17 protein-coding genes are annotated in these 20,950 nt (G+C 43.1%); 1 reads left to right on the forward strand and 16 read right to left on the reverse strand.

The window, feature by feature from the left end:
* Positions 1-38 precede the first annotated feature (38 nt).
* From hutH to galT, 12 genes are all read right to left on the reverse strand, one after another.
* Complete coding sequence (hutH, locus tag WD019_RS16620; RefSeq protein WP_425712225.1) at positions 39-1,598, reverse strand: histidine ammonia-lyase; 1,560 nt, start codon at positions 1,596-1,598, stop codon at positions 39-41.
* Entirely contained in the window at positions 1,595-2,980 is a 1,386-nt protein-coding gene (locus tag WD019_RS16625; RefSeq protein ID WP_425712226.1) for an MFS transporter, read from the reverse strand. The genes hutH and WD019_RS16625 overlap by 4 nt, the downstream gene beginning before the upstream one ends.
* A 66-nt stretch (positions 2,981-3,046) precedes the next feature.
* Positions 3,047-4,216: an N-methyl-L-tryptophan oxidase gene (solA, locus tag WD019_RS16630; protein WP_425712227.1), complete on the reverse strand. Its 1,170-nt coding sequence runs from the start codon at positions 4,214-4,216 to the stop codon at positions 3,047-3,049.
* A gap of 401 nt (positions 4,217-4,617) precedes the next feature.
* On the reverse strand, positions 4,618-5,949 hold the full coding sequence (locus WD019_RS16635) for an MFS transporter (RefSeq protein WP_425712228.1): 1,332 nt from the start codon (positions 5,947-5,949) through the stop codon (positions 4,618-4,620).
* An 80-nt stretch (positions 5,950-6,029) separates the two neighbouring features.
* Positions 6,030-7,331: an imidazolonepropionase gene (gene hutI, locus WD019_RS16640; protein WP_425712229.1), complete on the reverse strand. Its 1,302-nt coding sequence runs from the start codon at positions 7,329-7,331 to the stop codon at positions 6,030-6,032.
* Positions 7,332-7,446: 115 nt separating this feature from the next.
* A complete protein-coding gene (hutU, locus tag WD019_RS16645; protein ID WP_425712230.1) occupies positions 7,447-9,108 on the reverse strand; it encodes a urocanate hydratase in 1,662 nt (553 codons plus the stop codon).
* A gap of 159 nt (positions 9,109-9,267) precedes the next feature.
* The gene (locus tag WD019_RS16650; RefSeq protein ID WP_026677358.1) at positions 9,268-10,746 is read right to left on the reverse strand and encodes a helix-turn-helix domain-containing protein; all 1,479 of its coding nucleotides are present in this window, start codon (positions 10,744-10,746) and stop codon (positions 9,268-9,270) included.
* A 96-nt stretch (positions 10,747-10,842) separates the two neighbouring features.
* The gene (locus WD019_RS16655; protein WP_425712231.1) at positions 10,843-12,462 is read right to left on the reverse strand and encodes an APC family permease; all 1,620 of its coding nucleotides are present in this window, start codon (positions 12,460-12,462) and stop codon (positions 10,843-10,845) included.
* Positions 12,463-12,598: 136 nt separating this feature from the next.
* Positions 12,599-13,558, reverse strand: coding sequence for a glutaminase (locus tag WD019_RS16660; RefSeq protein WP_026677356.1), 960 nt, complete (start codon positions 13,556-13,558; stop codon positions 12,599-12,601).
* Positions 13,559-14,017: 459 nt separating this feature from the next.
* Entirely contained in the window at positions 14,018-15,004 is a 987-nt protein-coding gene (gene galE / locus WD019_RS16665) for a UDP-glucose 4-epimerase GalE (protein ID WP_425712241.1), read from the reverse strand.
* Positions 15,005-15,009: 5 nt separating this feature from the next.
* Positions 15,010-16,182 (reverse strand): galactokinase, encoded by a 1,173-nt coding sequence (locus tag WD019_RS16670; RefSeq protein ID WP_425712232.1) that lies wholly within the window; start codon positions 16,180-16,182, stop codon positions 15,010-15,012.
* A complete protein-coding gene (galT, locus tag WD019_RS16675; protein ID WP_425712233.1) occupies positions 16,175-17,161 on the reverse strand; it encodes a galactose-1-phosphate uridylyltransferase in 987 nt (328 codons plus the stop codon). Before galT ends, WD019_RS16670 begins: the two co-directional genes overlap by 8 nt.
* Before the next feature lie 637 nt (positions 17,162-17,798).
* On the opposite strand from galT, the gene WD019_RS16680 reads away from it, so the two are divergent.
* Positions 17,799-19,007, forward strand: coding sequence for an ROK family transcriptional regulator (locus WD019_RS16680; protein WP_425712234.1), 1,209 nt, complete (start codon positions 17,799-17,801; stop codon positions 19,005-19,007).
* Positions 19,008-19,050: 43 nt separating this feature from the next.
* On the opposite strand, the gene WD019_RS16685 is transcribed toward WD019_RS16680, so the two are convergent.
* From WD019_RS16685 to WD019_RS16700, 4 genes are all read right to left on the reverse strand, one after another.
* Complete coding sequence (locus WD019_RS16685) at positions 19,051-19,467, reverse strand: CHRD domain-containing protein (RefSeq protein ID WP_425712235.1); 417 nt, start codon at positions 19,465-19,467, stop codon at positions 19,051-19,053.
* A gap of 130 nt (positions 19,468-19,597) precedes the next feature.
* On the reverse strand, positions 19,598-19,912 hold the full coding sequence (locus WD019_RS16690; protein WP_026677349.1) for a DMT family transporter: 315 nt from the start codon (positions 19,910-19,912) through the stop codon (positions 19,598-19,600).
* Positions 19,912-20,241: a DMT family transporter gene (locus tag WD019_RS16695; RefSeq protein WP_425712236.1), complete on the reverse strand. Its 330-nt coding sequence runs from the start codon at positions 20,239-20,241 to the stop codon at positions 19,912-19,914. Before WD019_RS16695 ends, WD019_RS16690 begins: the two co-directional genes overlap by 1 nt.
* 101 nt (positions 20,242-20,342) lie before the next feature.
* A complete protein-coding gene (locus WD019_RS16700) occupies positions 20,343-20,918 on the reverse strand; it encodes a TetR family transcriptional regulator (RefSeq protein WP_026677347.1) in 576 nt (191 codons plus the stop codon).
* Between the last annotated feature and the right edge of the window lie 32 nt (positions 20,919-20,950).

The raw sequence follows: 20,950 nt of genomic DNA on the forward strand, positions 1-20,950 counted from the left end.
GCACGCTTTCAGGACACCCTCTTCAAACGAATGAACATTTAAATTTCCAGCTCTCCTATTATTTCTTCGACCCTTTCAATAATTTCTCCGTGCAATACTTGAGAATAAATATTTTCTATATCCGGATAGAAAAAACGATCCTCCTCTACAACAGGCACTTTGCTGCGGATCAAGTCATAAACCGCCTTCGTTGCCTGGCCTGGATGCAGTGGTTTTAAAAAATCGAGCGCCTGAGTTGCACACATCAACTCTATGGCTAAAATGTAATGCAATTTTTTCGTTATAAGATAAGCTTTTTTGGCAGCAAAGTAAGCAAAACTCACTGCATCTTCTTGATTGGCACATGTTGGCACATTATCAATGGATGCGGGATGCGATAATGTTTTCATCTCTCCATAAAGACCAGCGGCTGTATACTGGGGTATCATATAGCCATTGTTCAATCCAGGATTAGCAACTAAAAAGCTAGGAAGCTCACTATGATGGTGGTTTACCAATCGATCGATTCTTCGCTCTGATACTTTGGCCAAAGTTGTTATGGCAATGCACATACTATCCGCTTGAATGCCGACATACGTCCCATCAAAATTTCCCGTCATTAAGGCTACCCCATCACCATTTTCGGGATACACAATTGGATTGTCCCCACAAGATTGCATTTCGTTTACAATGTCCTCTAACGCGTTCTTTATTGCCTTTTTGGCGGCGCCATGCATTTGCGGGAGCGCCCTTAGACTAATGGCATCTTGCAATCGGTAGTCTTTATGCTTCTCAGCGATTTCACTTTCTTCAAGAATCCTTACGATATTCCGAGCAGTTCCTGCCTGTTCTTTATGTTTTTTCGCCTTATGAATCCTTGGATCAAAAGCTTTTATCGTACCCTTTAATGCCTCTAGAGACATAGCTCCAGCTATATCAGCAACCTTTACAGATGTCATTGCATCATAAACCGCCAGCACTGAAAAAGCAGTAACAGTGGACGTTCCGTTAAGCAGGGACAATCCCTCCTTGCACCCCAAAGTAATCGGATGTAAACCGGCTCTTTCAAGCGCTTCTTTCCCTGACAAAAGTTCATTTTTATGCCATGCCCTTCCTTCACCGATTAAAACAAGAGCCATATGCGCCTCGGGGGCCAAATAAGCGACCGACCCCTCTCCAGGAACATAAGGAGTTACATGATGATTTAAAAGTCCGCGAATAAGTTCTAAAATTTGCAAGCTCACTCCGGAATAACCTTGTCCAAAACTTTGCAGCATCATCAATTGAGAAGCTCTAACGACTTCTTTTTTTAGCGGCTCTCCAACAGAAACTGCATGGGAACGAACAATATTTCGTTGCAATGTTTCGGATTGTTCAGGTGAGATAATTTTTGATACATTTTCTCCAAATCCTGTTGTTACCCCGTATATCTTTCTGTTTTCAGTTAAAAATTTTTCGATTAAATTTCTTGATTGGATTACTCTATTACAATAATTCTGTGAAAACGTTACTCTTGCCCCATATCTAGCAACAGCAACAAACTCATTAATTGAGATAAATTTATCGCCAAGAATAACCTCTTTAATTTTTTTAGGGTGGCACGGAATTTCTCCATTCATTTTTTAACACCTTCCTCTTTTAAAGGAGATCCTTCCACATACAAAGGGTGGCTAGCATCATTTAAAGGGTCACTTGCTTCAGTTAACGAAAGGGACTTTGTCTCCGGTGCCCAGGCTACAGATATGATCGTGCCGATTAACAAAACAACGGTCATTCCAATCATTGATGAACCTAACCCGAAAGAGTCCATGCTGATGGGCAAGAGAAAGGTTCCTATAGCAGATCCGATTCGGCTAATCGCTGTAACCGCTCCCACTCCCGTCCCGCGAATTTCAGTTGGAAAGAGTTCAGCCGGATAAACTAATGTAAGATTTGAAGCCGCAGCCATTACAAATGTAAAGACGATAAAGGCAATCATTGCCAACATTTGCGATGAGTGATGAGTGACGCTTAATACAAGTAAAGAAATCGTGAGTATAGCAAAAGTATTGATCGTAAAACCTCTTCGTGTGAATTTCTCCATAAACCAGAGTCCAGCAACTGTGCCAATTAACAAAAATAGGTTTAAGAATAGGTCCGCGAGAAAGTTTTCTGTAAAACCCATATCATTTAAGATAATAGGCAAAAATGTATAAATTGCGTAGTAGGGAAGAACCTGACAGGCATAGAAAAGCCCTCCAAAAGCAGTTCGTCTCCACATTTTTTTGGTGAAAAGGGCCTTAAAACCTGCTGATGTTTCGGCCGAAATGGCCGGTATATTGATTTCGGCATTTGCTCCAATATATTTTTTCACAATTTGTCTCGCTTCTTCCAATCGCCCTTTGCTAATCAGCCACCCCGGCGATTCAGGTGTTCCGATTCGGAGCAGTAGAACAATAAAAGCAGGAATAGCCGAACTGACAAGCATCCACCGCCAGGATTCGGGACCTGTCTTTTCTAAGTAATATCCAACCAACGTTGAAGCAACGTAACCGACTGTCCACACCACGTTTAAAAATGCCAGCAAAAATCCTCTATATTTTCGTGGAGCAAATTCTGCTAACAACGTTGATCCTACTGCAAAGTCACCACCAAGTGCAAAACCGATCAAGAGGCGCAACATAAACAATATGGCGGGATCATTGATAAAGAATTGCAAAACCGAAGCAATGGTGGTGACCAGGAAATTAGCAAGAAAGATTTTCTGTCTGCCGATCCGGTCCGATAATCCTCCAAGCACTAAACTTCCAACAAAGAGTCCGATCAGTGCAGAACTCCCTATCAATCCTTCCCATAATGGACTCAGGTGCATTTGAGGGCTTAGAAGAGTAAGAGCGATTCCAATGATCCCAAGGGCATAGCCATCGGAGAAATTTGCTCCAAAGGTAAGTGCAGTAATTTTTAAATGAAATTTATTAAGCGGCGCATCGTCCATCTTAAATGTTTGTGCTTGTCCGTTCATTAAATGGTTCCCCCATTCTCCTATAATTTCATGCCTTGTCCCCTCTTTAATTGAAGCGATTTGCTTTTACAAATGGTATTGACTCAACCCACCTTGCATATGCCCGCTCCGCGTAAGCGAGAACATAGAAAGATCGTGTTTTGCCTTTCCTTTCGTTATCATTTCACTCAATGCCTCTCCTACTGCACTTGAAAATTTAAAACCATGCCCTGAAAAACCAGATGCAACAATCACGTGAGAATATTGTGGATGCCGATCAATAATAAAATGCTCATCCGGGGTCAATGTATAAAGGCATACTTTTCCTTGTTTAAGTCGGCCGCTTGCATTAGGCAGGAATCTTTCCAAGAAACTCCTTACATCTCCCTCATCTTCAGGATAAATGCCAAACTCGCGATTTGCATGATCAGGATCAACCTTTTGTCCTCCATCATGACGTCCAACCTTCACCCCACATCCGTTAAAGCTTGGAAATCCGTAATAATGTTCATCGCCTAAATGGAAGGTAAAAGCGGGAAAACAATTAAAATCGTATAATTTCTCATCACATTCAAACCAGGCAACGGTTTTACGTATGGGCTGCAAAGGGAGTTCTATACCGGTTCTTTTAAAAAGATCCCCAGTCCAAGCTCCCGCGCTGACAATAACGGAATCAGCTTGATAGCTTTCGTTACTTGTATGGATAGTAACCCCATCCGAATGCATATCGATCTTCTGGACAGGTGTATTAGTTAGTAGGTTCATACCGTAATCCAAACCTAGTTGGCGATAAGAGCGAATACATTCTTCACTAAAAAGGACACCAGAATCCGTCTCAAGACAACCAACAAATCCTTCTGGAAGTTTTAGACCTGGCCACCGTTCATTTATTTCATCACTTGTTAATACTTCAAGCGACAAGTTAAATTGTCTGGCGCTTTCTATCACTTCTTCGGTAAACGGCGACCCGGGTGCCCCAGCGCAGAGGACCCCTGTTTGAGAAAATAGCTTCCTGCCTGACTCCTTTTCTAGCTCACTCCATAACTCTTGTGCCCTTAGTGCGAATGGTACATATTTCCTCCCCTCTCCATAGGCGTGCCGAATGATTCGAGTGTCTCCATGATGGCTGCCAAAATGATGGGGCGGGTCATATGCATCTATGACCAATGTTTTTTTGCCCGATTTTGCTAAAAAATATCCAGCAGCCATACCCATTGAACCTGCCCCGACGATCACCGTTTCATACTGTCTATTCATCTAGTGTCCCTCACCTTCAGCTTTCATTGATCATTTCTTGACGACTTCATCACATTCAATTTAAGCCACCAAACTTCTCTATTAATGCTTTATCACACTAAAGTAACGCGATAAAAAATATATAGGATTACCCCCACATGAAAATTCATCACCAACTTTTTTAATTTTCTTTCTACTAAAGTGTAAAACGTTGAAAAGAAGAAATATAGATAACAAACTTTCGAATTTTTCTAAATTTTAACGATAATTTTGAGGTATTTTAAAACTTTCTCTTTCTAATCTATATTTTTTAAAGGTTTCTGCATTTTCTTTTGATATTGACATAAAGTTACAACACAGGCAGCGTAATGTAACTGTCGCCTGTGCTGTTAGTGGATAAAGACATGTTTACGTATAAACGCTCAGGCCAAGCTCTTTGTATTATAATTTTCCTGAGTCGCCGAGCGGCTGCCCGGTTTGACAAAGCTCATGGCGACCATTCCGATGACGACAGCTATTCCTGCTGCAGTAAACATCGCGTTGTAATTGTACTTTGCGACTAATGTACCTGTTAATGTTGGCGCGATGATCGTAGCCAGATTGGCAATAAAATGGGTCACCCCGCCAAACGTACCTGCCTGATTAGGCGCCGTGTCCAAAATGACTGTCCAATAAATCGAATTCGGCAAATAGTTAAAGGCGTTTCCGACACACATTAAAGTTAGCACTGCAGTTGGTGTTGAAACAAAAGGAATAGCCATAAAGCAAATGGCGGTAAAAAATAGCGAAACGACAGTAAACCATGACCGGGCAACTCGCAGACTTCCCGTTTTTGCACGGAGGTAATCTGAAAATCTCCCGCCAATCAATGCTGTACACACTGCCCCAATCCAGGGAATCATGCCGATATATCCTAATGAGGCAAGATCAAAATGGAATTCGTCCTGCAAATACTTCGGCGTCCATGTGAGGAGCAAGAAGTTGACATAAAGGAATGCAAAATATCCGACTGCATTTAAGACAAGGCTTGGATTTTTGAAGAAATGGTGCCATTTTACCGGCCTATCATTCTCACTTTCCAATCCTCTTTCTCCATCAAGCAAATGTTCAGTGCTGCGGATTTCTTGCAGTTCGATTTCAGATACTTTCGGATGGTCTTCCGGACGGTTTTTAAATACTTTTGACCAAATTATGGCCCATATAATTCCAAACACCCCTAGTAAAATAAAAGTCGTTCTCCAGCCGGAGACAGTAAGCAATCCAACGACGATCGGCGCAGTAATGAGAGCTCCGACCGGCGTCCCTAATAACCCGAGCGCGACCGTGAATCCTTTTTCTTTCGGGGATACCCAGTTCGCCAGCGTTTTGTTCATCGTAGATAATGTCGGCCCTTCTGACAAGCCAAATAAAATGCGGAAAATTGCGAATCCTAAAAGCGCAGAACCACCAAATAAAACGGCGCCTATATTTCCTGCAAAAGCCATGCCGATTTCAAAGACAGACCAGGCGATGCTCGCAAGGAGCCAGACAAACTTCGGTCCTTTCTTATCAGCGAGCGTCCCTCCAAAAAGTGCTCCAAAAATGTAACCGTATCCAAAATAACCTAAAATGGCACCCCAGCTAATTGGATCGAGTCCAAATTCTTTAATGATGTCCGCCTGGGCAAATGAGATCGCGCCACGGTCAACATAGTTAATGATGTTAATGACAATCATCATAAAAATGATAAAATACCGGTACTTGTGCTGCAGCATTTTTGTCTCACCTTCCATTTCCCCACTGGAATGAATATTTTTTTAAAAAGCGCGCAAGATTGCGCGCTTCCATTTCTTGTTTAATTGTGAACAGGTGCGTTGCGATAGACTACTCTTCCCTGTTCTACGACAAATTCTCCGTTTTTGATGACGCTATGCACATGGTTGACGCCAAATTTGTATTGAAGAACCATATAGTTCGGCACGTCGAAAATCGTGATGTCTGCTTTTTTGCCTTCTTCGATGCTGCCGATTTCTTTTCCTCTATTGATGGCGTGTGCAGCGTTGATTGTGGCTGCTGCCAATACTTCCGCAGGCGTCATGCCCATTTTCAAACAGCCTAAATTCATGACAAGCGGCATTGAAACGGTTGGTGATGAACCCGGGTTGCAGTCTGTTGAAAGAGCGACTGGCACGCCGGAGTCGATCATTTTCCGGCCGTTTGCCGACTCCGCCATTAAGAAGAACGCTGTGCCTGGAAGCAATACAGCGATGACCCCGTTGTCGGCGAGCGCCTGGATTCCTTTATCTGATGCTTTAAGCAAATGTTCGGCAGAAATGGCGCCAATTTCACCTGCAAGTTCCGCTCCTTCATACGGCTCGATTTCATCCGCATGGATTTTCGGGATAAGGCCATATTTTTTCCCGGCTTCTAGAATTCGTTTCGATTGCTCCGGCGTAAAGACCCCGCGTTCGCAAAAGACGTCGTTGAATTCGGCCAGGTTGCGTTTCGCCACTTCCGGTAACATTTCGTTGATGACGATATCGACAAATTGATCCGGGTTTTCTTTGTATTCTGCAGGGACGGCGTGTGCCCCCATAAATGTGCTTACGATATCAACCGGGTGAGCTTCATGAAGCTCTTTTGCCACTTCAAGTTGCTTCAATTCTACCTCGAGCGAAAGTCCGTAGCCGCTTTTTGCTTCTACGGTCGTAACGCCGTGCAATAAAAATTGATCTAGCCGTTTTTTGCTTTCTTCAAAAAGCGTTTCTTTGCTTGCTGCCCTGGTCGCCGAAGTCGTCGCATGAATGCCCCCGCCGTTATTCATAATTTCCATGTACGTTGCGCCTTGGAGCCTCATATTGAATTCATTTTCCCTTGTGCCGGCATGAACAAGGTGCGTATGAGGATCAACAAGACCCGGTGTGACGAGCTTGCCGGTCGCGTCAATAATATCTGCCTCATGCATGCGGTCTTTATAGCGCTCAGCCAGTTCTTCATCCCGTCCGACAGACTGGATGATGCCATCTTCCAACCAGACACTGCCGTTTTCAATGATTTGAAGCTTCTCCATTCCCTCTTTCGTAAGCGGGGCAACGGACGCTCCTTTAAGTGTCACCAATTGGCTTGCATTTCTGATCATTAATGGTTTTTTACCCATAATTTCTCCTTTCTCGTAAGCAAATGAACCACTTACTTTCCATATCTCTGCTGTTATTCATGATGTGAAGGGAAAACCGGAGGGTCTTATCTCCGCTCCGGTTATTTTTTAATGACTATTTCAACATCGGGATATGAACACCTTTTTCTTTCGCAGTCTTAATGGCAATCTCATAGCCGGCATCAGCGTGACGGACAACACCCATTCCCGGGTCAGTCGTGAGGACGCGCTCTAAGCGCTTCTCAGCTTCTTTCGTTCCATCTGCAACGATAACCATACCTGCATGGAGCGAGTAACCCATTCCAACACCGCCGCCATGATGAACAGATACCCAGCTTGCTCCGCCGACACTATTGATCAATGCGTTTAAGATCGGCCAGTCTGCCACAGCATCACTGCCGTCTTTCATGCTTTCCGTTTCACGGTTTGGCGATGCAACAGAACCGGAGTCTAAGTGGTCACGTCCGATGACGATCGGAGCTTTTAATTCGCCGCTTGCTACCATGTCGTTAATGATTTTTCCGAAACGCGCGCGCTCGCCATAGCCTAACCAGCAAATACGGGCAGGAAGTCCCTGGAATTGAATGCGTTCTTGCGCCATCTTAATCCAGTTGCACAAATGCTTATTGTAGCTGAATTCGCGCAAGATCACTTCGTCTGTTTTGTAAATATCTTCAGGGTCACCGGATAATGCTACCCAGCGGAATGGCCCTTTGCCTTCACAGAATTGTGGACGAATATAAGCTGGTACGAATCCAGGGAAGTTAAAGGCATTTTCTACCCCTTCATTTTTCGCTACCTGGCGGATGTTGTTGCCGTAGTCGAATGTAATTGCACCTTGTTCTTGCATTTTGAGCATTGCCCGGACGTGTTCAGCCATGCTTGCTTTTGATTTTGCTTCATACGTTTTTGGATCGCGAGCGCGAAGTTCTGCCGCTTCTTCCAGGCTCATCCCTATTGGAATGTAACCGTTGATCGGGTCGTGGGCAGATGTCTGGTCCGTTAATACATCAGGGATAAATCCTCGGTCAAGCATTTCGTTTAATACTTCTGCCGCATTGCCTAAAAGTCCGATTGAAATTCCTTTTTTATCTCGCTTTGCTTCCATCGCAAGCTTTAATGCTTCATCTAAGCTTTCTGTTTTAATATCTAAATATCTTGTGTCAAGTCGTTTTTGGATGCTTTCAGGATCAACTTCGATGTTAATGCTGACGCCTCCGTTTAAGGAAACAGCTAGAGGTTGAGCTCCGCCCATGCCGCCAAGGCCCGCCGTTACCGTAATCGTTCCTTCTAGCGTGCCGCCAAAGTGCTGGCGCGCGATTTCTGCAAACGTTTCATATGTTCCTTGCACGATCCCCTGGCTGCCGATATAAATCCAGCTTCCTGCTGTCATTTGCCCATACATCATCAAGCCTTTTTTATCAAGTTCATGGAAGTGATCCCAGTTCGCCCATGCCGGTACAAGGTTGGAGTTTGCGATTAACACTCTCGGCGCATCTGTATGCGTTTTGAAAACAGCAACCGGTTTCCCTGACTGCACTAACATCGTTTCATCATTTTCGAGATTTTTTAATGTTTCAACGATGGAATCAAAACATTCCCAGTTACGCGCTGCTTTTCCGATTCCGCCGTAAACGACGAGCTTTTCAGGGTGTTCTGCTACTTCTTTATTTAAGTTGTTGAACAACATGCGAAGGGCCGCTTCCTGGATCCAGCCTTTCGTATGAAGTTCAGTGCCTGTATAGTTTTCAATGACCCTCTTTTGACTTGTTGTCATCTATCCTCACCTGCTTTTTGAAATTTTCTTTACATTCTTATTGTAAATAGTGAGGAAAGCAAAAAACAGATAGCAGGCTTTCGAATTTTTCTAAATTCTTTTGATTCAATTTCCGTTTTGAAAACGATTCCATCATAATTCTATAATTATTTTAGTTTTCTATACTTTTTTTCGATTTCGAAAAGATCGAGGAGTAAGTCCTGTATTTTCCTTAAAAATCTTGCTAAAATAGTTTCCGTTTGCAAATCCCGTTTTTTCCGCTACCTGTTGTATGGATAGCTTCGTGTCGAGCAAGAGACGTTTTGCCTCTTTGATGCGAATGCCCGTTAATATCTGGCGGAAGGAACTCCCTTGCGTTTTTGTCACAAGCGAACTAAAGTAAGCAGGACTCCGATCCACATAATGGGCGACTTCCTCTAACTTTAAATTCGGATCATGAAAATTTTCTTCCAAATAACGGAGCGCCTGTTCAATGACATCCGTTTTGGAGTTTTCCATTTGATTCTGCGCCTGATCGAGGACTTCGTATAGAAAAAGCAAAAACTCCTGGACAATGCGGTATAATATCGGGTTATATAAAATCGTTTCAAACACTTGATGATACTTTTTCTCTAATTCTCCCTCGTCTAAATAAAACGATTTCATATAGCGGCGGACTTGCGCCAATATGCTCGTCAGGCGGGTGCGCAAAAGGCCCGGTTCGGGGTACGGCTCTTCTTTGTTTAAAAATTCTTTGTACATCCATTTTTTCAATTGTTCTTTGTCGGCATATTCAAGCATCTCAATCCATTCTCGTTGTTCAGACGGCGTTAAAAACGGATCAATCATCACCCAGTCGATTTTCTGTTCAATAACCGACAATTGCCGGTATCCTTTGAAGAAGCGAATTTCAAGCGCCTGTTTGGCATGTAAATATTTTTCATGAAGCGAAAGCGTCCTGCCGCGGCTGTCATAAATGACAAGCGAAAGCGCTTCGGAAAACTTTTCTTCCCATTCGCGAAGAAGACGATGCCCCGTCCCGGTAAGCGAGTGCTGTTGTTCTTGTTCAAAAATACAGACGATCACATCACTGAGCGGCAAGATAACAGGTTCTTTATAAAATGGAAAATCACCTAAGAAAGAAAGAAGCATGGGCTGCCTTGAAGGATCTTCAAGTTGAAGCAGCATCAATTGATAATCCCCGACCGATGAAGCTTGTTGAACAAATAAAGATCGGTACGAAATGGAACTTTTGTTAGACTCGGCGGAAGAATCATTTGCTTCTGCCAGATGAAGCCGCTCTTTTGTGCACTCCAATAAAATCCGCCGAATATGGTCCGGGGAATGAGGCTTCACCCACAGGTCGTAGGCGTGAAGCTCAATTCCCTCGAGCGCCCGCTCAAACGTCGCTTCCGCGGTCATCACGATCACTGTTTCGCCATAACGCTTCGTTAATTGTTTAAAAGACTCCCACGAATCTTTCGGAATCATATCCAATTCTATGCAGACGACATCGGGAATCTCTGCTTCGATGAGTTGAAACACTTCTTGAATGGTCCCGGCAAGCCATACATGATCAAACGGGATGGCGTATGATTTGACAAGCCAGCTAATGCCTGTTCTTTCATTATGATCCCTGTCGGCGATTAATAACTTCATGAGATATACTCCTTAACTTATGATGTGCTTCAATTTTACATCACAAATTGCGTTAAAGGAAAAACACCGCTTCCAGCGTTGTGGAAGCGGTGTTCCTTAATGGTTTTCAGTATTTTTCACGGAATGTTTTCTTAGCAATTCATTAATTCTTTCGGCGTCGCCGATGCTCTCGTTCCTCCAGGCGCTTTTTACACCCCAGAAGTAGAAGATCAGTGAGGAGATGGCAATGATGACCATATCCCATCCGTACTTAATGATATCAAGTCCGCCAAATTTCTCGCTGCCTAAATAAGAAACTAGTGTCATAAACGCGAGATAGACGACCATCCAAATACCGGCTTTAAAATTGCGCAGAAAACCTTTCCACTGATTTTTCGCCTGGTAATAGAAGTAAATCGGAAACCCAATCAACATGATAATCATTACTTCACCCGTCAGTGGCCAGCGTGCCCAATATAATATCATCGATGAAAAGATAAAGGCTAATGGCGCAATAATGTTCATCGTTTTTAAATGGAGCGGCCGGTAAAGATCACTGGCAATCCTTCTGAGTGACATGGCCGAAATAGGGCCTGTCACATAAGAAATAACGGTAGCAACTGAAATAATTTCCGCTAACGAACCCCAGCCACGAAACATGAATAAGAAGATAAAACTGACAACTAAGTTGAAAAACATGGCCGGACGCGGAACGCCATAAATGGGATGGATTTTCCCAAACACCTTCGGAAAATAGCCATTTCCTTCCATTCCATAAATCATTCGCGCCGTTGTTGCCGTATACGTCGTTCCTGTACCCGAAGGCGAAACAAAGGCATCAATATATAGCACAAGAACGAGCCAGTTCAATCCTAAGGCGATCGCCAGGTCCGCAAACGGCGAGGAGAAGTTAAGATGCGACCATCCTTTCGCCACATCTTTCAAACTGACGGAGCCAATGAAGGCGATTTGCAATAGTACGTAAATCACACCTGCAATTAAAATGGAGCCGATGACGGCAAACGGAACCGATTTGCTCGGGCGTTTCGCTTCACCTGCCATATTGATCGGGCTCTGAAATCCGTTAAATGCGAACACACAGCCGCTTGTCGCCACTGCCGTCAGTACAGCAGCCCAACCGTAAGGCGCAAATCCTTCGCCACCTGAGGTAAAATTGCTTGAATGAAAACCGGCAAAGAGGAGCCCGCCTACCGTTAATGCCGGAATAATAATTTTAAATACGGAAATGATGGAGTTCGCACTTGAAAACAATTTAACGGTCCAGAAGTTTAATAAAAAGTAAATGATAATCAAAACCGCTGCAAGGAACAGACCAGGCATCGTCAATTCTTCTTTATGGACGAGCCCGTGGGTCCATTTCGCCCAATCCCACGGCCATGAGCTCATATATTGAATCGATGCAACCGCTTCAACCGGGATAACCGATACAATCGCGATCCAGTTTGCCCATGCCGCAATGAAACCGACAAAGGAGCCATGGGAATATTGAGCGTATCGCACCATCCCTCCGGCTTCCGGAAACATCGTTCCAAGCTCCGCGTAAGTTAAAGCAATAAACATAATAATGACCATGCCAATAACCCATGAAAAAATAGCGGCCGGCCCTGCCGTTTTCGCCGCTTTCCAGGCACCGAACAACCAGCCTGAGCCGATGATGGATCCAAGACCGGTCATCGTAAGGGCAAACATACCGATATTTCGTTTCATACTGCCCATTCTATTCCACTCCCTGCTTAACCGATTAGGAAATACCTTGCTCCGAATTAAATGAATTTGAATTAGAATTCAGACGTCAGATCTCCTTATTTACATATACCCTTTTTTTATGATTCGTTATCATCCAGCCTATTTTTTAAAAAATACTTAAATCCCATTCATGAGAAATGTGCCTGAGCAACATCCCTCCAGCCACGCTGTTTCCGAATTTATCGATAGCGGGGCCATATATGCCGATTCCACATCCGTCCTTAAACGGCGTATCTTCCTTTCGAACGCGTGGTGGAACGGTTCCCATAATGCCGCCGGACACGCCGCTTTTTGCCGGAATGCCGGTAAAAGCCGCAAACTTCCCTGATTCGTTGTACATTCCGCACGTTGTCATTAAAGCTTTTGTCAATCTCGCAATTTCTTTTGGAAAAACCCGCATTCTGCGAACAGGATCGTAGCCGTCCTGTGAAAGAATTAATCCCATATACGCGATATCCTCTGTATGGATTTCAATCGAGCATTGTTTTAAATAGACTTCTAGCGCTTCTTCCACTTCCGTCTCTAAATATCCCATTTCCTTTAAATAATGGGCAATCGCCCGGTTGCGGTGGGCTGTTTTCCACTCAGAGCAAAATACTTCTTCATTAATGGGGGGCCGCTTATTCCATATCTTTTCGAACAGCTCATATAAAACGTTTAATTTATCCTCTGGCGTCTTTCCCGGAAGCATAGAAGCGACTGTAATCGCCCCCGCGTTAATCAACGGATTAAACGGTTTGCCGGGCTTGTTGATTTCCAAACGAATCATTGAATTAAATGGATCTCCGGTCGGCTCTACATCGACTTTTTCCAATATTTCCGGCAATCCGCGGCTTAAACAAACGGCAATAAAACTAAACACTTTTGAAATGCTTTGAAGTGTAAAAGGAACGTCCCAATCACCTGATTTCTCGATGGTTCCATCAGCACCTATGATGCAAATTCCTAATTGAAACGGATCTAGTTTTCCTAATACGGGTATGTAATCAGCGCATTGACCATTTGTCGTATAAGGTCGATAATGGTCGATCCATTCATCTAAATATACTTTCGTTTGATTTGCCATTATTGAATCCGTCCTTTTAGAATTCTAACTGTTTCCAAATATTTTGTGCATATTCCGCCAGGATATGCGGAAGTTAATTCCTCGTTCTTCATGAAAGTTTCGGGAAAATAAACAAATAAAAAACTGCCTGAAAATTCCTCAGGCAGCCTTGAGATGCAGGAAAGCTATTAAACGAGTATATCCGGGCGGATGCGGTAAATCTTTCCGTCCGTGGAAGCTCACCGCATTCTTCTTCGACGCCCCTTCGTTCTTCCATTTTCGTTGTCACTAATAAATTTCATTCTCCATGACAAGCATATCCGCTACTCCGAGTAGATCGGATAAGACGATATAATTGTTCCGTCCTTGTGTCAGCCATGAAAATTGTTGCATTTCCGAATAAGAACCCCATCATAGTCGTTATAGTCGTTCTTTCGCAAAAAGTTTTTTTGCAATTTTTCAATCCGGCATCATTTCCCGTTACCCCTTAAAACCAGACGGGTGTTGGTGATGCCACTTCCACGCATGCTCTACCATCTGTTCCAATAAAGGATAGTCCGGAACCCAGCCAAGCTCATCTCTCGCTTTTTCCGAGGAAGCGATTAACACCGCAGGATCGCCCGCCCGCCGCGGTGAAGTTTCGGCAGGAATCGGGTGTCCCGTTATGTTCCGGCATGTTTCGATCACTTCTTTTACGGAGAAACCGGTTCCGTTCCCGAGATTATAGACGTTGCTCTCGTGCCCTTCTCTTAATCTCTTTAATGCGAGGTAATGGGCCTGTGCCAAATCCATGACATGGATATAATCGCGGATACATGTACCATCGCTTGTTGGATAATCATCGCCAAAAATCGCCACTTTCTCTCTTTGGCCGAGCGCCACCTGCAAGACAATCGGGATTAAATGGGTTTCGGGTGTATGATCTTCTCCAATTCTTCCATACGGGTCAGCGCCGGCAGCATTAAAGTAGCGCAAACAAATCGATTTCAATCCGTAAGCCCCTTCGCACCATTTCAACATTCGCTCAATGGCAAGCTTCGTTTCTCCATAGGGGTTTGTCGGAATCGTCGGGTCGTTTTCATTGATGGGTAGATTCACCGGATCTCCGTATGTAGCCGCCGTCGATGAGAAAACGAGATACTGCACTTGATGTTCAGCCATTTTTTTCACAAGATGAAATGTTCCAAGCATATTATTTTCATAGTAATCCAGCGGTTTTTCCACACTTTCCCCAACTAATGAATTCGCGGCAAAATGGATGACTGCATCGATTGGATGGTTAAAGAAAATCGTATCTAAAAGCTTGCTGTCGGAAAGATTCCCCTCATAAAATTTGTCCGCAAACAGCGCCTTTTTATGCCCCTTTTGCAAATTGTCTAATACGATGACTTCTTCATTTTTCTCCTTTAAGTAAAGAACGGTATGGCTTCCGATATATCCCGCTCCACCTGTCACTAAAATCGGCATCGCTCTTACTCCCCTTTCCATTCCCGGACCCCATCTCCAATATCACTACTATAAAAAGAAGGGGTTAAACCGATCATCTGTTCATATCGTTCTGTAACAAATTTCTTGAATTTCTCGATTTCTTCTTCTTTCACAATACTGACCGTACAACCTCCAAATCCGGCACCTGTCATGCGTGAGCCGATACATCCGTCGATGCTGTTTTGAATTTCAAACAATGCGTCAAGCTCTTTCCCCGTCACTTCGTAATCATCCCTAAGTGAAACATGGGACGCGATCATCTCTCGTCCGACAGCAAGCAAGTCGCCTCGTTCAAGCGCTTTCACTGTTTGAAGAACCCGGTTGTTTTCACTGACGACATGTCGGATCCGTCTGCATACTACAGAATCAAAAATGGCGGATTCGACTTTTTCAAATTCGGCTAACGTAAGATCTCCAAGAACCTCTTTATCGGGGAAAAACGATTGAATGGCTTTTAGCCCCTCTTCGCATTCCTTGCAGCGCTCATTATATTTGGAATCGGCAAGGTCCCGCCTTTTGTTCGTATTCGTAATGACAAGTTTATACCCCGGCAACTGAAGCAGAACCTGATCAATTTCAGTCGTTTTACAGTTCATAAAAACCGCATGATCCTTTTTTCCAAATCCGACTGCCACTTGATCCATTAACCCGGAATTCACCCCGATAAAATGATTTTCCATTCGTTTGCATAAATAGGCCAGTTCCTTCATGGACAAATCGATGTCGTTCATTGAAGCCAATCCGAACGCGGTGACCATCCCAATCGAAGCAGACGAAGATAGGCCGGCACCATTTGGAAGATTTCCATAATAAAAAATATCTGCTCCCTTTATCGTTTGACTATAGCATAAAAGTTCACGAATAACGCCTTTCGGATAATTCCCCCAATCATCCTTCCTATCATAATGAAGGGATTGAAGCGAAAAATGAATATCTCCTTTAAAGTTGGCGCTCCTTAAATGAAACTCTTGATCGGCCCGTTCTCTCACCGCCATATATGTTCCGATCGTCAGTGCAGCAGGAAATACATAACCTCCGTTGTAATCGGTATGCTCACCAATTAAATTCACACGGCCCGGAGCGAAGAAAAGTCGAATGCCCTCAGCATTTCCCGGAAAATAGTGTTGAAATAAAGATGCGATTTTGTCGTTATTCATCTACTACTCTCCGTTTCTCTTGATACTTTTGAACCGAATCTCTTAAAAAATGGGCGTTATCCTCTACTTTTGTCGGATTGGCCGCCGCCCATCCCGCAGTTTCTGACGAAGCATTGTATTTCAATTTGTCTTTATTTCGTAACGGTGGATAAAATTCGATATGAAACCGATAATAATCGTTAACATTTTCACCATTGGAAGGCCGCACATGGGCCGCCATCATATACGGAAATAACCTGCTAAACATCATATCCATACCGCCGACAATATCTTGAATCATTGTTCCTAATGCTGTTTTTTCCTCTTCCGTAAAATCCGAAAACGCTAACTTATTTTCTTTGCTTACAATAAAAACACCATATGGATAATCCGTAAAAAATGGAATGAATGCAATAAAATGCTCGTTTTCAAGTATGACACGCTCTTTGAAACGCTGTTCTTCGGCAATCATGTCATCAAATAAATTCCGTCCGCTTTGCTCGTAATATTTTCGGCAATTGTCAAGTTCTGTCCGCACTTTTAAAGGAATAAACGGATAGGCGTAAATTTGCCCATGCGGGTGCGGCATCGTCACTCCGACTTCTTCGCCTCTATTTTCAAAAACCATGACATATTGGTGATCCGGATACTTGTCGAGTTCGATAAATGTTTCGGTCCATAGATCAACGAGCTTTCTCATATGGGATTTGCTTAAATCGGGAATGGTCGCCTGATGGTCAGGAGAATAAAGGACAACTTCACACTTTCCTATCGCTGCTCTCGTTTTATACAGTCCCCCGCCAACATGATCGGGCTCTGGAGGTGAGGCAGATAGGACCGGAAAATCGTTATGGTATAAATATACATCGTACGTATCCGGAACTTTACCTGAACCGGGGCAAAACGGACAGTCATTTTTCGGCATATGCGGCCTGTTTTGCCGATTTGCCGAGACCATCGTCCAATCATCCAACAGCGGGTTGTATCGCAATTCCGCCACTTTGCTCACTCCTTATCCTAACTTTGTTAATTAATTTAATTTATAGACTGAGTGTAAAACAGTCCCTCAATTCTGTAAATGGATTTTTCAGAAAATAAACAAAACTGGCAATGGAAAAGAACTAATGCCCCTTCTAGAAAAATAGCATTCGTTATTTTAAGAACACCTCGTTAGATCTGTGAACTGAGGAAAAACGATCACGAATCGTTACATAATGTAAAATTTTTTCGTTCTCGGACAATAAATGCTCTTATTTAGACAATAAGTCATCCGGTTTAGACAATAACATCTTACTTTTGGACAATTAGTGAAAAAACTACTCATTTTATTGTCCGACACAGGCCATTTATTTTCCGATGGAAATGATTTATTGTCGGAAATCAACTGTTTATTGTCCAAATGCCATGAAAATAGCTCCACACTACCACACTAGAGAAGTTTGCTTCTATTTTTTTATTTTTTACAGGCAAAAATGGATCCTTGAAAATAAGAACTTTCTTTGCTGAAAGGGCACTAGTCAATATGCCGTCTTTAACAGTAGAATAGTAACAGCCACTATTTAATGCTAGAATACTAGTAACAATTACTGGCACATAATTTTAAACTTGGAGTCTATTTGGAAAAATGGAGGAAATACATGTTGCGTGGCAGCTTTCAACTCATGAAATCGTTAAATCGTTCCATGATTTTAAATAAAATCCGGCTGGAAGGCCCTATCTCAAGGGCCCAAATTGCAAAAGATACAAAACTGACGCCGCCAACGGTCTCTAGCATCGTGAAAGAGTTGATTGAAGCGGGGTTGGTTCTGGAAAGCGCCCAGGGGGAATCCAATGGAGGCCGAAAACCGACGATGCTCGTCATTCACGCAAAAAATTTCAATATTATCGGTCTCGATGTCGGTCCAAAGCATATTCGAACGGTTTTAACCGATTTAAATGGACAAGTATTGGCGGCCAATAAAAATGCGATTAGCCTGCCAATCACAGAAGAAAAGCTTCTCTCGCTCATGAAGAAAGAAATCGAGTATATGCTTGACTCGCATGTTCCCAATTTGGATAAAATGATCGGAATCGGTGTCGGGATGCATGGTGTTGTAGATGTTCATAAAGGAATCTCCCTTTTTGCCACCAACTTGCAGCTTCGCGAAATTCCGATTAAAGAAGAGCTTGAACGCCATTTTAACATGATCGTTAAAGTGGAAAATGATGCGAGAACGATGGCCTTAGGAGAAGCATGGTTCGGCAATGGAAATGGGATTAATACTCTCGTTGCGGTTAATGTTGGCAATGGGATTGGCGCAGGCATGGTCGTCGATGGGAAACTGTACCATGGCGTTCATTCGATCGCCGGGGAAATCGGGCATATGACAATTGCTATTGGCGGCAAGCGCTGCAGCTGCGGCAATGACGGCTGCTTGCAAACGTTAGCGGCAGGCCCGGCGATCGCTGAACTAATGGAGGAAGAGCTGAAAGCCGGGAAAGAAAGCTTGTTGTCTGGTTTTGAGCAGACGAACAGAGAGATCGATGCTGAACTTGTCCATCAAGCTGCACTTCAAGGGGATGAGCTGTCCATCCGCGTGTTAGAAAAAGCCGGAACCTATTTAGGTATCGGTTTGACGAATTTAATCCATACAGCCAATCCTGAACGGATCATCATTGGCGGTGGCGTCTCAAAAGCAGGCGACTTTATCCTGAAAAGTGTAAAAGAAACCATTCAAAAACGAGCCTTAACCGATAGCGCAAAACAAACAGAAATCATGCTATCCAAGCTCGGGGATAACGCTACAGCCATTGGCGCTGCCTCCCTTCTTCTTGTTGAGCTGTTCTCTCCCGAAACATTAGACTAAAACCATCTCCGTTCCGAGTATTGGGACGGGGATGGTTTCAATTTTATTTTTTTCTAAATGGGATCATTTGCCCGCGGATTTCGCCTTCAGGATTTTGTTCGGTATGGGCGTTGACGTAAGTGTTCCCGCTCTCCATCAACCGGACAAGCGACTTAATAGATCGCCCTTTGAGCGGGCCGACGATATCGTCTTTCATGATGGTTCCTGTAATGATGCCGTTTTTTACGGAAATGCCGTGCTTGCTTTTGCCGAAAAGATAAACGATAACGGGGCCGTTTTGCCCTACTTTTCCGACGTGAATGTGGGCTTCCGTCAATTTGCTTATGTTTCTAACGATTAAGCGAAACTGGATCTTTGTTCCGCATTCACTTGCAACAAATTCAGCCGTCCCAAATGCATCCGTGTTTTTAGGCGGAACTTCATTTGCATCGGATAGTCTGGCGAAAAATCGATTATCCATTTAATCCTCTCCTATAATCGTTATGATAAAACAGTATATTCAACGAAAATAAAAGAAGCGCTTTTACCTATAATTATTTTTCCGCAAAAAAAATAGCCCGTTTATGAAACGGACATAAAAGCAAGTCTTCTTATGTTGTAAAGCGGAGGCCGATGACGCCGATAAGGACGAGGGCTAAAAACGCATATTGTTTTCGCGAAAATTTTTCTTTGAAGAAAATGGCATCAACAAGTGTGATTCCAGTGGCCCCAACACCCGTCCAAACGGCATAGGCAACGCCTGTCGGAATAACTTGCATTGATTTTGATAATAAATAAAATGAAAGTGCAAATCCCAACACCATTACAATAATGGGGAGCTTGCGGCGGAACCCGTCTACGTACTTCATCATGACCGTGCTAATAATTTCTTCACATCCAGCTAAAATTAACATTGCCCAGACCATCATGCATCACCTTCCTTTGTTTTTTCTTTCGTTGTCATCTTTAGCCCCAAGATGCCAAATAGTAAGCAGCCTAAAAAAATCGATTGCCCTATTGAAAATTCTTCTCCTAATATAGTGCCTACGATATAAGTCCCGACCGTTCCAATTCCAACAAATACAGAATAAGCAGCGGCAACAGGGATCGTCCTATAGGCTCGGATCAGCATAATAAAACTAATCGTGATCAAACAGGCAATACCGATCCAATCGAGCAGCGAATCTGCATGTTTCAAGCCGGAAGCCCAGATCACTTCGAGTACACCCGCTACAAAAATAAGTAGCCAATTCATTTTTACCACCTCAGTAAAATTCTAAAATGAATGATATTCAGTCATTTTAGTTCTTTAAGAAATGATAATCATTCCTATTGAACAATTACCATTTACGGAAATTACTTTAAGCCTTTTTGAATAAATGAAAATAAATGTTCTTTCACTTCTTCTGCTTCTTCTTGCACGTTCGATAAATACAATTGTTCAGCTGTATGTTCAATCAATAAAACAATTGTCCTGACCGTTCTTTTCACATTGATCGTTTCAGGAATTTCACCCTGATTGATCGCCGTATGGAGCTGATCTTCAAACCATTTATAATAAGGTTCATAAATTTTTTCCCAAATTTCAAATGTATTTTCGATCGCCAAGCCGGAATAACAAAGCACAAGTACATCTTTATATGACTTTGTAACTGAAAACGAGACTTCAATGACCGTATGCAAAATGTCCCAAATAGTGTTTTGAGAAGCTGTTTTTTCTTTTATTTCAATAAGCAATGTGTCAAATAGGTCACTGGCAATTGCCGGAATTAACGCATTTTTTGATGAAAAGTATAAATAAAACGTCCCCTGGGCGACTCCTGCTTCTTTTACAATGTCTGAAATGGTTGTTTTATCAAGCCCTTTCTCCGAAATAACGGTTCTGGCCGCTTGAAGTATTTTTTGATATTTATCATTTTGCGCTTTTTTTATCGTAAACACCTCCATCACCCGTTCGGTGAATG

Source organism: Fictibacillus sp. Mic-4 (genome assembly GCF_049843615.1).
Classification (GTDB): Bacteria; Bacillota; Bacilli; order Bacillales; family Fictibacillaceae; genus Fictibacillus_A; species Fictibacillus_A gelatini.